The sequence below is a fragment of the Zafaria cholistanensis genome (assembly GCF_008580665.1).
In the GTDB taxonomy this organism is placed as follows: Bacteria; Actinomycetota; Actinomycetes; order Actinomycetales; family Micrococcaceae; genus Zafaria; species Zafaria cholistanensis.
This window is the reverse complement of the sequence record NZ_BKDJ01000010.1, coordinates 19,315-33,117: the sequence shown is the minus strand read 5'-3', so window position 1 is coordinate 33,117 and position 13,803 is coordinate 19,315. Positions and strand designations below refer to the sequence as shown.

13 protein-coding genes are annotated in these 13,803 nt (G+C 71.3%); 6 read left to right on the top strand and 7 right to left on the bottom strand.

Annotation, left to right across the window (positions count from 1 at the left end; translation table 11 throughout):
* Positions 1-30: 30 nt before the first annotated feature.
* Together NCCP_RS10325 and NCCP_RS10320 are read right to left on the bottom strand one after the other, a co-directional pair.
* Positions 31-606, bottom strand: coding sequence for an AMIN-like domain-containing (lipo)protein (locus tag NCCP_RS10325; protein WP_149957166.1), 576 nt, complete (start codon positions 604-606; stop codon positions 31-33).
* A 252-nt stretch (positions 607-858) separates the two neighbouring features.
* Complete coding sequence (locus NCCP_RS10320; protein WP_149957165.1) at positions 859-1,647, bottom strand: hypothetical protein; 789 nt, start codon at positions 1,645-1,647, stop codon at positions 859-861.
* Between the two features lie 319 nt (positions 1,648-1,966).
* On the opposite strand from NCCP_RS10320, the gene NCCP_RS10315 reads away from it, so the two are divergent.
* Together NCCP_RS10315 and NCCP_RS10310 are read left to right on the top strand one after the other, a co-directional pair.
* A complete protein-coding gene (locus NCCP_RS10315; RefSeq protein ID WP_149957241.1) occupies positions 1,967-3,454 on the top strand; it encodes a molybdopterin-dependent oxidoreductase in 1,488 nt (495 codons plus the stop codon).
* 20 nt (positions 3,455-3,474) lie between these two features.
* A complete protein-coding gene (locus tag NCCP_RS10310; RefSeq protein WP_149957164.1) occupies positions 3,475-4,194 on the top strand; it encodes an alpha/beta fold hydrolase in 720 nt (239 codons plus the stop codon).
* Here the strand turns inward: NCCP_RS10310 and NCCP_RS10305 are convergent.
* The gene (locus NCCP_RS10305; protein WP_149957163.1) at positions 4,121-5,161 is read right to left on the bottom strand and encodes a LysR family transcriptional regulator; all 1,041 of its coding nucleotides are present in this window, start codon (positions 5,159-5,161) and stop codon (positions 4,121-4,123) included. The two genes, NCCP_RS10310 and NCCP_RS10305, sit on opposite strands and share 74 nt — an antisense overlap.
* A 148-nt stretch (positions 5,162-5,309) precedes the next feature.
* Here NCCP_RS10305 and NCCP_RS10300 point away from each other — a divergent pair, with 148 nt between their 5' ends.
* From NCCP_RS10300 to NCCP_RS10290, 3 genes are all read left to right on the top strand, one after another.
* Positions 5,310-6,425, top strand: coding sequence for an MBL fold metallo-hydrolase (locus tag NCCP_RS10300; protein ID WP_149957162.1), 1,116 nt, complete (start codon positions 5,310-5,312; stop codon positions 6,423-6,425).
* 22 nt (positions 6,426-6,447) lie between these two features.
* The gene (locus NCCP_RS10295; RefSeq protein ID WP_149957161.1) at positions 6,448-7,914 is read left to right on the top strand and encodes an MFS transporter; all 1,467 of its coding nucleotides are present in this window, start codon (positions 6,448-6,450) and stop codon (positions 7,912-7,914) included.
* Positions 7,915-8,100: 186 nt separating this feature from the next.
* A complete protein-coding gene (locus tag NCCP_RS10290; RefSeq protein ID WP_149957160.1) occupies positions 8,101-8,865 on the top strand; it encodes a GTP cyclohydrolase II in 765 nt (254 codons plus the stop codon).
* Positions 8,866-8,979: 114 nt separating this feature from the next.
* Here the strand turns inward: NCCP_RS10290 and NCCP_RS10285 are convergent, their stop codons facing one another.
* Positions 8,980-9,783: an alpha/beta fold hydrolase gene (locus tag NCCP_RS10285; protein WP_149957159.1), complete on the bottom strand. Its 804-nt coding sequence runs from the start codon at positions 9,781-9,783 to the stop codon at positions 8,980-8,982.
* Positions 9,784-9,886: 103 nt separating this feature from the next.
* Positions 9,887-10,369: a hypothetical protein gene (locus NCCP_RS10280; RefSeq protein WP_149957158.1), complete on the bottom strand. Its 483-nt coding sequence runs from the start codon at positions 10,367-10,369 to the stop codon at positions 9,887-9,889.
* A gap of 341 nt (positions 10,370-10,710) precedes the next feature.
* On the opposite strand from NCCP_RS10280, the gene NCCP_RS10275 reads away from it, so the two are divergent.
* Positions 10,711-11,337 carry a hypothetical protein gene (locus tag NCCP_RS10275; RefSeq protein WP_149957157.1) on the top strand — a complete coding sequence of 209 codons (627 nt, stop codon included), beginning with the start codon at positions 10,711-10,713 and terminating at the stop codon, positions 11,335-11,337.
* Positions 11,338-11,525: 188 nt separating this feature from the next.
* On the opposite strand, the gene NCCP_RS10270 is transcribed toward NCCP_RS10275, so the two are convergent.
* Both NCCP_RS10270 and NCCP_RS10265 read right to left on the bottom strand, forming a co-directional pair.
* Positions 11,526-12,962, bottom strand: coding sequence for an FAD-dependent oxidoreductase (locus tag NCCP_RS10270; protein WP_149957156.1), 1,437 nt, complete (start codon positions 12,960-12,962; stop codon positions 11,526-11,528).
* Positions 12,959-13,786, bottom strand: coding sequence for a methyltransferase domain-containing protein (locus tag NCCP_RS10265; protein WP_149957155.1), 828 nt, complete (start codon positions 13,784-13,786; stop codon positions 12,959-12,961). Before NCCP_RS10265 ends, NCCP_RS10270 begins: the two co-directional genes overlap by 4 nt.
* Positions 13,787-13,803 lie beyond the last annotated feature (17 nt).

Below are 13,803 nucleotides of genomic sequence, written 5' to 3'. Positions count from 1 at the left end.
GCGTTTGCCCGGGCGGACGCCGGCGCTTGTTTACCAGCGGCGGGCGACGTCGATGACCAGCATGGTCTGGTTCGGCCCCGGGCCGGCGAGGGTGAATACGCGGAACGGCAGGCGGGCGCGGACGCCCAGGCCGATGGTGGTCTGGCCCTCGAAGCTTCCGGCCCAGGCGACCTGGCGGAAGGTGTCAAAGTTGCTGACGTTGACGATGTTGGACCGGTTGCGCGGCGTGTACGTTGCCTGGCCCTTGCTGTTGTAGGCCGGGGCCTTGATGGTGATGCGCATGTCGGTGCCACGCAGGTGCACCCGCGCTCCCTGGCCCTCGGTGTAGACCGCGCCGTAGCGGACGTCGTAGCCGGGGCGCTTGCCCTTGAGGTCGATCACCAGGCGGTCGAAGCAGCGATGCCGGCCGGCCCGGACGTTGGTGACCACCGGGACGTACTTCGTCGAGGAGGTCTTGGGCAGGGATCCCCAAGTGATGCCGCAGAAGGGGGCTGCGCTGGGTACTGCGGTGGTGGTGCTGGGTGCTGCGGTGGCGGTGCTGGGGGCGACGAGTCCCAGCCCCGCGACCAGCAGGATGGTCGCGAGCCACGCCTGGAGCTTTTTCATGGCTTGGGGTCTTTCACAGTGCGAGGATTTGGTGCGATTGCGGGATGCACTGATCCGGCGGGGGAACCGCCAGTTGCCAGGCGGGGTGCCATGGTGGCCGGATCATGTGTGATGCGTGTGTCGCCGAGGTGCCGGGAAGCCTCTTTCCCTAGCTTTTTCGGGTAGATCCCATTATGATCCCGTTTTTTCCCCCGGGGAAGAGGCGCGGGGAAGGGGACCCGGGGAGGCGCAGTCGCGCGCCGGAAGGGCGGCTTAGCGCCCGTTGCGGTCGAGGGCCGCGCCGATTACGCGCCCGAACCGCCCGGAGAGGTCGTGCCCGACGCCGGCGGGGTACTGGGAGGTGGTGCGGAACCCCCGTTTGGCGTACCAGGCCTTGCCGGCCTTGGCCTGGCGGAGCGCGTCGAAGCCGGCGCCGGAGTTCGCCGCGGTGTCCGCCGCACCGGTGTACCAGTGCATGGCGAACCTGGCAGCCTTGGATTGAGGGAAGGACTTGGCCCGCTGGTAGGGCGCGCTTCCGCCACCGAGCAGGACGGCGCCGCCACCGCGGGCAATCGCGGAGGGGTACCGGGGCAGGTAGGACTCGGTGAGGAACTCCGCGCCGCCCGAGTAGCCGGCGAGCCAGATGTGTTCGGCCTTGGGGTACTGGCCCTGGACCTTGCGCCGGAGCGCGTCGAAGTACGCGGCGTTCTTCGCCCCGTCCTCCCACCAGGTGGGCGTGCCCTTCCGGTCGGGGGTCTTCACGGCAACGGTGATGTACCCGCGGGTGCGGGCATTGGCCACGATGCCGGTGCTGCCGCCGAGCGCATAGGGGCTGGCGGGGTGGTTGAAGGCCCACTGTCCGTCCCCGTCCAGGTAGAAGAGGATGCCCTTGGGATCCCCGGTGCCGGCCGCGTACACGCGGTACTGGGATGTTGTCCCGGCGGCGGTGAAGGCCTTGGGCGCCGTGGTGCCGGCAGCGGAGGCGTGCGGTACGTTCCCCAGCGGGAGCGCGGACAGTGCGGCGGCCAGCGCCACGGCGCCGACGGTCCCGATGCGCCTCACGGCACGCAGTCTTCCCACGGTGCTTCCCCCTGTGTTCTTAAGGCCTGCTGTGTTCTTTGTGCCTGCTGTCATTTGGGCCTGCTTGTTGTTAGGACCCTGGCCGGTCCGCCGGCAAAAAACCGGCCCCCGCACCCATCCGGAACCGTTTCCGCTCCGAACCCCAGGCAGGACCATTGAAGCAGGTGCCAGCCGACGCTGCCGCCAGACCCGCCAGGAGGCACCCGTGAGCACTCCACAAACCGGCACCCCCGGATCCGGCGCCCGGGCCAGTGCTAGAACGGGGCGCCACGCGCTCGCCGGCGTCGTCGCCGCGGCCCTGATGTTCGGCGGCGCGCAGTTCGTGTCCGCGTTCCTGGCCCCGGCGTCTTCGCCGCTGGTGGCGGCGGGAGCCTGGTTCATCGACATCACCCCGGCGTGGCTGAAAGACCTGGCAATCGGCCTTTTTGGGACGGCGGACAAGCTGGCGCTGGGCGTGTCGATCGGCATCATGGCCCTGATTGGGTCCGCCGCGATCGGGATCGTGTCCCGGCGCTGGCTGCGGGCGGGCCTGCTCATGGTGGCGCTGATCGGCGCTGCGCTCATGGCGGCCGTGGGAACCCGGGCCGGCACTAACACGGTGGACCTGCTGCCCACCGCGGCCGGAACGGTCCTGGGCCTGGCCGCGCTGCGCTGGCTCACCACTCGTGCGGCCCGCACGGGGGCAACCCACGCCGGGGAGGTCCGCACCCGCCCGGCCGCTGACCGCCGCTCGTTCCTGCGGGCCGCGGTGCTCGGGGCGGCGGGCGCCGTCGTGCTGGGCGCCGGAAGCCGGGTGGTGGAGGCGGTCCGCGGCGGCGTCCGGCAGGTGCGCGAGGCGATCCGGCTGCCCGCCCCCACCCGGCCCGCGGCGCCGCTGCCGTCCGGGGTGCAGGCGCCCGTGGCGGGCATGCCGGCGTACACCACGCCCAACGCGCAGTTCTACCGGATCGACACCGCCCTGGTGGTCCCCGAGGTGGACCCCGGCAGCTGGCGGCTGCGGGTGCACGGCATGGTGGAGCAGGAGGTCGAGCTGTCCTACGCGGAGCTGATGGAGTCCGGGCTGGTGGAGGCGGACGTGACGCTGACCTGCGTGTCCAACGCCGTCGGCGGGGACCTGGCCGGCAACGCGCGCTGGCTGGGGCTGCCGCTGCGGCAGGTGCTGGAGCGGGCCCGCCCGCTGCCCGGGGCGGACATGGTGCTGTCCACCAGCGCCGACGGATTCAGCGCCTCCACCCCGCTGGAGGTGCTGCGGGACGGGCGCAATGCGCTGCTGGCGGTGGGCATGAACGGCGAACCGCTGCCGCTGGAGCACGGCTTCCCGGTGCGCATGGTGGTCCCGGGCCTGTACGGGTTCGTCTCGGCGACCAAGTGGGTGGTGGACCTGGAGGTTACCCGCTTCGCGGACAAGCAGGCGTACTGGACGGCCCGCGGCTGGGACGAGCGGGCGCCCATCAAGCTGGCCTCCCGCGTGGACGTCCCGCGGGGGTTCGCCCGCCTGCCCGCCGGAACGGTGGATATTGGCGGCACCGCGTGGGCGCAGGGGATTGGCATCTCCCGCGTCGAGGTCCAGCTCGACGGCGGCGACTGGCGTGAGGCGGTCCTGGCCGCCGAGGCGACGGTGGACTCCTGGCGCCAGTGGTCCTACCGGTGGGAGGACGCCGAGCCCGGAGACCACACCGCGCGGGTCCGCGCCTACGACGCCACCGGCGCCCAGCAGACCGGCGAGCGCGCGGACCCGATCCCGAACGGGGCCAGCGGCTGGCACGAGGTCCGCTTCACCGTCGGGTAGGCGGGCGGTAGGGTCGGCCCATGGACATTGTTCTGGTTCCCGGGTTCTGGTTGGACGCCTCCTCGTGGGACGGGGTGGTGCCGGCCTTGGCCGCGGCGGGGCACCGGGTGCACGCGCTGACGCTGCCCGGCCTGGAATCGGTGGACGCGCCGCGGGCGGGCATCGGGCTGGCGGACCACGTGGCCGCCGTCGTGCGGCTGGTCGATGGGCTGGAAGGTCCCGTGGTGCTGGTGGGGCACTCCGCCGGGGGCGCCCTCATCCATGCGGCCGCCGACGCGAGGCCGGAGCGGATCGCCCGCACCATCTACGTCGACAGCGGCCCGCTGGGCGAGGGCGAATCCATCAACGCCGACCTGCCCGCCGAGGGCGACGAGGTCCCGCTGCCGCCGTGGGACGGCTTCGAGGAGGCGGACCTGCGGGACCTGGACGAGGAGCTCAGGGAGGCGCTGCGGGCCCGGGCCATCCCGGAACCTCGCGGGGTGGCCCAAGACCCGCAGCACCTCCACGACGTGCGCCGGTACGCCGTCCCGGCCACCGTCATCGCCTGCACCTACCCGTCCTCGCTGCTGCAGGAGTGGCTCGATTCCGGCCACCCGTACGTGGCCGAACTGGCCCGCGTCCACGACGTTGAATTCGTGGACCTGCCCACCGGCCACTGGCCGCAGTTCACCAAGCCGGCGGAGCTGGCGGCGGCCATCCTGGCGGCGGTGGAACGGACGGCGGTGGAACGGACGGCGTAGGGGCGGTCAGTCCTTCGGCTTTGTGCCTGTTTGCCGGCTCGGCTACTGGCCTGCCTGCCTGCCGGCCCGCCTGCTTCTGCGGCCAGCGCGCCCGCAGCGCTTCCAGCGTTTCCTCGACCAGTGCGCTCCTGGCCACCCCGGCCGGCAGTGACGCCATCACGGAGTTGGTGGGGACATCGTCGGCCAGCGGCCGGAAGACCAGGGGCCGTCCTTCGGGGGAGAGGGCTGTTTCCTGCATCAGCAGCGAATAGGCCAGCCCCCGGCCCACGATCGACTGGATCGCCTGCACACTGGCACTGCGCCAGCGCACCAGCGGCTCCACGCCCTGGCGCTGGAACTCGGCGATGGTCCGCTGCAGGGAGGGCTCCTCGTCCATAAGCACCGCCGGGTACCTGGCCAAGTCCCGGAACCGGATTGACTCCCTTCCCGCCAGCGGATGCCCCGCCCCCAGCACCACCTTCCGGCGCTCTTCGCTGAGCACCAGCGTGGCGCACTGCGGCTCGACCTGCGCCTCGTAGACCACGCACAGCTGCGCACGCCCGGCCAGCATGGCCTCCTGGATCTGCGGTCCGGTGCCCTCCGTGAAGTCCAGTTCGACGGCGGGATGGCGGGTGGTGAACCATTCCACCAAGTGCGGGATCACGTGCATCGCCAGGGTGCGGAAGACCCCCACCACCAGGCGGCCGGAGAGTTCCCCGTGAACCTGGTGGAGCGCGGTGGACATCTCCGCCACCTGGTCGGCGACCAACCGGGCCCGCGTGGCGATGGCCTGCCCTTCGGCCGTCAGCGCCACGCCCTTGCCGCGGCGGCGGATGACCAGCGTGGCGCCGAGGGCGTCCTCCAACTGTCCCAGCGCCAGGCTGACCGCCGCCTGGCTGACGCTGCAGCGGCGCGCCGCCTCCGTGACCGACTGCGTTTCGGCGATGGCCGCGAAGTACTCCAATTGGCGCAGCGTGATTTCCTTCAAGCCTGCTCCCCTTGCATGAGTTTTTCTTATGGCACTGACCAGAAATTGTAGTTTGGCATATGTGATGCGCGCCACCAAACTTGGGTCCAGGCACCACCCCGACTGGCCGTCCTTCCCCAAAAGCGGCGGCATCCAAAGGAGAAACCCCATGACCGGAACGCCCCGCGCGGCCGCCATCCCGCATGCAAGCGTCCCTCCAAACGCTGTACCCCCCAGCGGAGCCCCGTACGTCGTCACGTTGGGGACCGCCGGCGGCCCGCGGTGGTGGAAGGACCACACCGGGACGCCGCGCTTCGGAATCGCCACCGCCGTCGTCGTCGGCCAGACCTGGTACCTGGTGGACTGCGGCCAGGGCGCCGGACGCCAAGCCAACGCGGCCGGCCTGAAGATGGCGGACCTCGGCGGGATCTTCGTGACGCACATGCACTCGGACCACACCGTGGACCTGCCTTCGCTGCTGCTCTTCGGGGCCTTCGAGCTCAAGGACACCACCCGCGGACCCATCCCGATCGTGGGCCCGGGCGACCGCGGCAAGCTGCCTCCACTCTCGCCCCGCGCCGCCTCCGTGCCCGTGCCGGTCGCCCCCGGGCGGCCCACCCCCGGCGTCGCCGGCCTGGTCGAGGGCCTGCTCGCCGCCTACGCAACCGACTGCAACGACCGCATCTTCGACTCCCTGGCCACCTCGCCCCTGGAGCAGTTCGAGGCACGCGAGATCCGCCTGCCGGAAGGGACCGGGTTTGACCCGGACCACAACGTGGCCCCGGAGATGGAGCCGTTCGAGGTGTTCCGGGACGGCCGCGTCACCGTCAGCGCCATCCTGGTGTCCCACCACCCAACCGCCCCCGCCTACGCCTTCCGGTTCGACACCGCGCAGGGTTCGGTCACCATCTCGGGGGATACCGCCCCCTGCTCCAACATGGTGCGCCTGGCCCGCGGCACGGACCTGTTGCTGCACGAGGCAATCAACCTGGACATCCTGGCCGCGCAATACTCCGACGCGCGAATGCTCCAGGCCACCATGGACCACCACCGCCGCGCCCATACCACCGCCGAACAGGCCGGACAAATCGCCACGGACGCCGGTGCGCGCCACCTTGCCCTGCACCACCTGGTGCCGACGTACTCCCCTCCGGAGGCTTGGCAGAAGGCCCGCACCACGTTTTCCGGCCCGCTGTCCATCCCGGACGACCTCGACGTCATCGCCTTCGGCGCCGGCGCCGATTCCAAGCAGCCCGTTCCCGCCGGCAACGCCACCGGCTGGTAGACCACCCACCCCAAGGAACGCCATGACTCCCAACAGTGCCAACCCCAACAGCACCCACCCCAACAGCGCCAACCCACCGGGACCGGAGCCCGGCCCGGCCGCCGGTTACACCGCGAGCCCGCAGGAGATGCGCCGCATTCTCTTCTCCAGCTTCCTGGGCACCGCGGTGGAGTACTACGACTTCATCCTCTACGCCACCGCGGCGGGAATCGTCTTCAACCAGGTGTTCTTCGCCGGGATGGACCCCAGCCTGGCCATCTTCGTCTCCTTCGGCACCCTCGCCGTCGGCTACATCGCCCGTCCGCTGGGCGGGTTCATATTCGGGCACCTGGGGGACAAGGTCGGCCGCAAGTCGATCCTCGTGGGGACCGTCCTGATGATGGGCCTGGCCTCCACGGCCATCGGCCTGCTGCCCACCAGCGAACAGATCGGCGTCTGGGCCCCCATTCTCCTGGTGACCCTGAGGCTCTTCCAGGGGATCGCCGTCGGGGGCGAATGGGGCGGGGCCATGCTGCTGGCCTTCGAAAACTCCAAGAAGGAATCCCGCGGATTCGCGGCCGCTTTCGCCTACATGGGAGCCCCGGCCGGCACCATTCTGGGCACCCTGATGCTCTCGGCCATGTCCACGCTCCCGAAGGAGCAGTTTCTTGATTGGGGATGGCGTGTTCCCTTCGTGCTCTCCGCGGTGCTGATGGCCCTGGGCATCTTCATCCGCATGCGTGTCTCCGAATCACGCGTATTCAAGGAACTCTCCGCCAAGAGCGAGGCGAAGAAGAGCCGCGTCCCGGCGGCCGAACTGTTCCGCGAGCATCCCAAATCCCTGCTCATCGCGGTGGTCTCCGGCCTTTCCGGCCAGATGGCGCAGGGCCTGATGGGGGCATGGGCCATCTCCTACGCCGTTCAGCAGGCCGTCATGGCCCCCACCGAGGTGCTCAACCTGAAGGCGATCGGCGGCGTGAGCACGATCGTGGCGATCATCGTCGCCTCCAAGCTCTCCGACCGGCTGGGACGCCGGCGCATCCTGATCTGGGGCAACATCGGGGCCATGCTTTTGGCCTTCCCGGTCATGGGACTGCTGGAGATGGGCTCCACCGCCGCCTTCCTGCTGGCCATCTTCCTGGGCCTGAGCCTGGTGCAGGGCTTCACCGCCGGCCCGTACGGCGCGTTCGTCGGGGAACTGTTCCCCACGTCCGTGCGCTATTCCGGCACCTCGATCGGTTACCAGTTGGCCTCCACGCTCGGCGCCGGCTTCACCCCAATGATCGCCACGGCCCTGGTGATAGCCGGCGGCGGATCGCTGTGGCTCGTGGCCGTGCTGTGGATGGCCTTCTCGGGGATGAGCCTGGCCGCGCTGCTGAGGGCCAAGGACCGCTCCGGGGAGGAGATCCAGGACTTGGACGGCCGGACCCCGGGCACTGATGGGCCGGCCGACGCGGCCGGCACCGCGGCCGGCGGCCGGCGCGGCGAAAGGCTCGCTTCGGCCCCGTAGGGGGCGGATGCGGTTCGACGCCGGCACCCGGGAAAGGGTGCCGGCGTCGAACCGTGTCCCGGGAATGCCGTGTCCCGGGAATGCCGCGCCGCGGAGCAGACCGCACGTCCGGTCATCACGAAATATTATTGAAGGATCAACGTATCTGCCGTAGGGTCGTTTCAATCTTCGAGCATTGGAGCGACGATGACGACCATCTGCCCCACATCCGCATCCGGGCGGGCCGTTGCCGCCGAAGCTGTTCCCGCCCTGCATCCCTCCCCGGAATCCTCCGGCGTGCCGGCACCGGATCCCGCAGGCGCGCTGGTGCGCACGCGGGTGCGGGTTCCGCTGGGTTTTGCCGACGGCTACGCCACCACCGCCGACGTGTTCACCTTTGACGGCCTGGCCGACGGCCGCGAGCATCTGCTGGTGGGCCTGGGCGGCTGGGAGGAGGCGCTGGCCCGCTCCGCCGCGGGCGGGGAGGCGCCGCTGGTGCGGCCCCACAGCGAGTGCCTGACCGGCGACGTGTTCGGATCCCGGCGGTGCGACTGCGGCCCGCAGCTGCGCGAAGCGGTCGAACGGATCGCCGGCACCGGCGGCTTCCTGCTGTACCTGCGCCAGGAGGGGCGCGGGATTGGCCTGTACGCCAAGCTCGACGCCTACGCCCTGCAGGATGCCGGCCTGGACACCTATGCGGCCAACGTGGCGCTGGGCCGCGCGGAGGACGAGCGTGACTACCGTTCCGCGGCCCAGATGCTGCTTGCCTTGGGGGCCGGCAGGATCCGGCTTCTGAGCAACAACCCGGACAAGGCGGCCCAGCTGGAGTTCCACGGCGTGGCGGTCGCCGAACGGGTGCCCACCGGGGTGTTCCTCTCCGACGCCAACATCCAGTACCTCACCGCCAAGCGCGACCACACCGCCCACACCCTGGACCTGGGCCAGTCCAGTCCCCGAATGCCGCTGTCCTGACCCGTAACCCCGAGCCTGCCGACAGGCAGCCACAGGGCAGCAGGGTTCGGGTCAGCGCAACCGGCAGGTCAGCGCAACCGGCAGGCCAGCGCAACCGGCAGGCCGGCGCAGTGCCTACAGCTTGGCCAGGAACTCCTCCAGCGCCGCGTTGAACGCCTCGGGCTGCTCCATGCTGGGGGTGTGCCCGGCGCCGTCGATCCGCACGAAGGTGCTGTGCGGCATGAGTTCGTGCATGCGGGCCGCGGCCCCGCCGTCGAACGCGTCATCCGCGCCGGCGATCACCAGCGCGGGGACGGTGACCGCAGCCAGAGTCTCCGCGAAGTCGCGGCGGGAGGCGCGCCCGCGCATGGCGGCGGCCGATCCGGCGGCGGGGGAGCGGCGGATCATCTCCAGCACCTTGGCGGCGACCTCCGGCTTGGCCTGCACGTTGTAGGCGGCAATCATCACCCCCAGTACGTCGGAGGCGTAGGCGTGCATGCCTTCGGCGACCAGCCGGTCCGCGGTGGTGTTGCGGCGGCGCCTGCCGGCGGCGTCCTCGGCCTGCGGCACGGTGTCCACGATCGCCAGTGCGCGCACCCGCTCCGGATGGGAGTGCTGGATCTCCATGGCGACCTGCCCGCCCATCGAATAGCCCAGCACGACGGCGGAGGGCACCTTCAACGCGTCCAGCAGCCCCACCGCGTCGGCCGCGAACTCCTCCGTGTAGACGATCCCGGGGGTCACCTCCGACTCCCCAAAGCCGCGCAGGTCCGGGGCCAGGACGCGCCAGCCCAGGGCGCCGAAGTGCTGAACCTGCCGGTCCCACATGGACTTGTCGAAGGCGTGCCCGTGCAGCAGCAACAGGACCCTGTCCGTTCCGGCGCCCGGGGCGGAATCGAGGTAGGCGATGGCGGTGTGGTTGATGGTGGCGGTGCGCATGGGTCACTTTCGGCGGGAGATTCGGGGCCGGTCCGAGCCTACCGCGGCAGCGTGGGCAGCGGGGGGATGGGGCAGGGATGGACGGCTGCGTGGGCGGGGCGGGCTATTGGGCCAGGTTGGTTTCCAGCACCAGCGTGTCCCCCGAGCGGCAGGTTGCCGGCGGGGCTATTCCGTCCGGAGCTGTTCCCTCCGGAGCCGGGACAGGGCCCATGGGCTGCGCGGCCGGACACAGGTCCAGGGTGACCCAGATGGCGGCGCTGCCTTCCCGGAAGACCAGGGTCTCGGGCAGGATGACGGCCTCCAGGGTCTGCGGCTGCCCGGTGCATTCGTTGAGGTGGCCGGGGTAGTAGCGGCCGATTGCGGCCTCGCGCCCGTTGGCTTGGGACACCGCGATGCTGATGGTGCTCTGCCAGCCCTTCTGGCATGCGAAGCCGACCTCTGCGCTGATCGCGGCGCCGTTGGCGAGCAGTTGGGCGTTGATGAACTGGACCTCGTCGGCGGCGGCGTGGGCGGGGGCCGACGAGGCGACCAGTCCCGCGGCCGCCGCCAGGACGGCCAGGGGCGTAAGGAGTGCTGTGGTTTTCATGGCTGGCTCGGATCGTTCGATGGACCGTGGGGCGGGTGCTCCCGGCCCCATTGACGCACGGCCACGGCCGCGCGGGAAGAGCGGGCGGGCACAGAAGTGGCCGGTGGGGCTTGCCGGCCCGGTGGCCGGGGCATCCCGGGCCCCGTCACCCGGCGCCGGGAATCGCGGGCCGGGAACCGCGCGGTGGGGGCGCGCGGAATCCCGTTTCGCCCCTGACATGCGGTTACACAAACCCTGTTAATTTGTGGGCTCTTACCCCTCGTTTTTACCCCTTAGTGATGCCTATGATTCCCCCAGTCAAAATCAATCGGCCGCACGCACCCGGCCTGAAAGTGGGGAATATGTTGATCCGCCTTGGCCGCGCCACCGCGGCCCTTGTTGCTGCGTCATCGCTGGTTTTGGGGAGCGCTGTCATTGCCTCGGCTTCTCCGGCGGCCTCCGCCGTCCAGGGACCCCAGCCGATCGTCGTCGCAAGCCACAAGTCGAAGGCCCAGTCCAAGCCGGCCGTGGTTATCCGGGACCTCGCGGACCGGACCGTTGAGGCCGGCGAGCTGGCCACGGTCAAGCCGAAGGTCAAGCTCGGGAAGCGGACCAAACTGGTCTCCAAGACCCTGACCGTGATGCAGGGTGACCGCGTGGTGGTCGAAGGCGCACACAAGGCCCGGCTGGGCGCTGGGACCTACCAGGTCACCATCGAGGTCAAGTACCAAACCCTGGTCAAGCAGGTTGTGGTCAAGACCAAGGGCAAGGGCAACAAGGTGAAGAAGACCAAGCGCAACGTCTGGTCCGCGGTCCTGACCGAATCCGACCGGCAGACGCTGGTGGTGGTGCTGGAGCCCGCGGAGGAGGACGGCGCCGACCTGGAGCCGATCGGGGAGGAGGGCGACAGCCCCGAGTCCACTGACGAAGACAGCGGCAACGAAGACAGTGGCAACCCGGAGTCCACCGACGGGGACAGCGACAGCTAGGGTACGCACCGCGACGGGTACGACGGCGGGAGGCCGGGGCGCATGCCCCGGCCTCCCGCCATCGTACCCGTTAGTGCCTGCTGCTTATTGCGGCAACGGGCCGTGGGCGCGGGCCAGCCTGCTTGGGAAGTGCGCCCCCATGGGCGGCCTATAAGGCGCACTTCCCAAGCAGCGTTCTGCCCGGTCGGCTAGCCCTGCATCGTGAAGTGCCGGGCGACGGCGTCGTGCACGGCGCCGCGCCCCACCAGCGCCCCGATCGCCCTGTCCCTTCCGCGCAGCAGCGCACCCGGCAGCGGCCGGCCCAGCACCATATTCAGGTGCGCCGCCCGGCCCGCGGCCCGCGCTGCCCGCAGCCGCCGCGCCGAAAACCGCTCCAGCGCCGCCCGGGCCGCCGCATCGGGCACCGCTCCGCGTCCCGCCCCGCGTCCCGTCCCGCGAGTCGTGGCCAGCGCTGCGCAGAGGATCCCGGCCAGCTGGGCGGCGTCAAGCAGCCCCAGCGTCATCCCTTGTCCGCCGATGGGGCTGACCTCGTGCGCGGCGTCCCCGATGAGCACCACCGGTCCATCCGCCATCCGCGGCACGCGGCGCCGTGCGGTGCCGAACACGGTGGGGACGGCGCCGGCTTCCTCCACGGAATGTCCGGTGCGCCGGGCAATGGTCGCCGCCAGCGCTTCGTGCAGCCTGTCCGGTGCCGGTCCCTCCGCCGCCTCCCACGGCGCGGATCCGTCCCCGGTGCCGTTGCGGGGCGGAGGGGGAGTGGCCCGCCCGCCGGGGAGCCGTGCCACCCAGCGCCGCTGCCCGCCCGGCAGGGGAAAGGACTCGACAATGCCCTCCGGGTGCAGGAAGAGCGCGGCGGTGGGGCCGAAGCCCGTGGTGTCTGGGTAGTCGGCCATCACGTAGCGGTCCGGATGGGCCACGCCGCGGAACGGCAGTCCCAGCGCGTCGCGGGTTCCGGAACGCACCCCGTCCGCCCCCACCAGGAACCGTGCCGTCAGGGACCCTGCCGTCAGGACCGGGGAAACCGGTGGCCTGCCGTGTGGTGTCTCGCCGTGTGGTGTCTCGCCGTGGGGTGTCCCGCCCTCCCGGAAGGGGCCCGCGCCGCCGGCACTGGTGCGCACGCACACCCCGTCCGGCCCCGGATGGAAGGCCTCCACGCGGATGCCCCGGCGCAGCGCCCCGGGGTCCAGCAGCGCCAGCCGCTCCTCCAACAGGGCCTGCGTGGCGGTCTGCGGCAGCGCCAGCACATAGCGGTGCGGGCCCGGAAGCACCCCGAAGTCCATCGATGCCACCGCGGACACGCCGGGCCCTACTGTGCCGGGCCGCACGGTGCCAGGCCGCACGGTGCCAGGCCGCACTGTGCCGGACCCCACTGCGCCGTCCGGCCCCGGCCCATGGAGCGCGACCCCGGAGGTGATCCGCACGCCCGCCTCCACCGCCGCGGCCCCCACGCCTGCCAGGTCCAGGACCTCCAGTCCGGGCGGGTGCAGCCCGATGGCCCGCGAATGGGTCCCCGGCTGCGCCCGCTCCTCCAGCACCCGCACCGAGACGCCCCGCTGCGCCAGCAGGATCGCCAGCGCCAGTCCGGAAGGTCCGGCCCCGGCAATCGCCACGTCGACGTCGGTCATGGGACGTCCTTCGCGCCGCCGGCGGCACCGGGACCCCCGGGGGTGCCGGGCCGGCCGGGCCGTGCGGCTGTGTGGATGAGCAGGTTCCGGAACGGGGCCCGGGAGCGGACCTCCCAGCCCGCAGGGGCCAGGGCCGCCAGTTCCGCTTCCGTGTAGCTGCGCCGGATCGAGGTGAGTCCGTCGCGGCGGATGAAGGACCGTCCCGCCAGTGGCAGGGTCACGGCCCCGAACAGCAGCAGCGCTGCGCGCGAACGGCGGATGTCCGCGTGCACCGCGATCCCACTGGCCAGCGCCTGCGAATCCGCCAGCAGACCGGCCAGTTCCTCCTGCCCCAGGTGGTGCAGCACGTGGTTGGAGACCACCGCGTCGAACCGGGCGCCTTCGGCCACCAGGTCCGCGCTGTGCGCGCGGCGGAACACGACGCCGGGGCCACCCGGCGCGGCAGCACTGCGGGAGCCCGCGCGGGCCGCTATCCGGGCCGCCTCCCCGGAGGCGAAGGCATGGGCGCGTGCGTCCGGATCGATGCCCGTGACCTGTACGGCGAGTCCGTCCCGTGCGGCCCAGCCCGCAAGCGCCAGTGCGATGTCCCCGCCCCCGGAGCCGATGTCCAGCACGGTGGCAGTACGTCCGTGCCGCAGGGAGGTGCCGGAGGCCGGGGTCTGTGCGGCGGTGGCCAAAACGGGGCGCAGCAGGTCCCGGTAGATGCCGTGCCAGTGCGCGAACGCGCGGTTGACCAGCGGAAACTGGGCATAAGTCCGCTGCAGCTTCAGCGGGTCGCAGTCGGGGCGGTCCATCTCCTCGACCGCGTCCACGGCGCGTCGCATGGGCGCCCGCCCGTCCC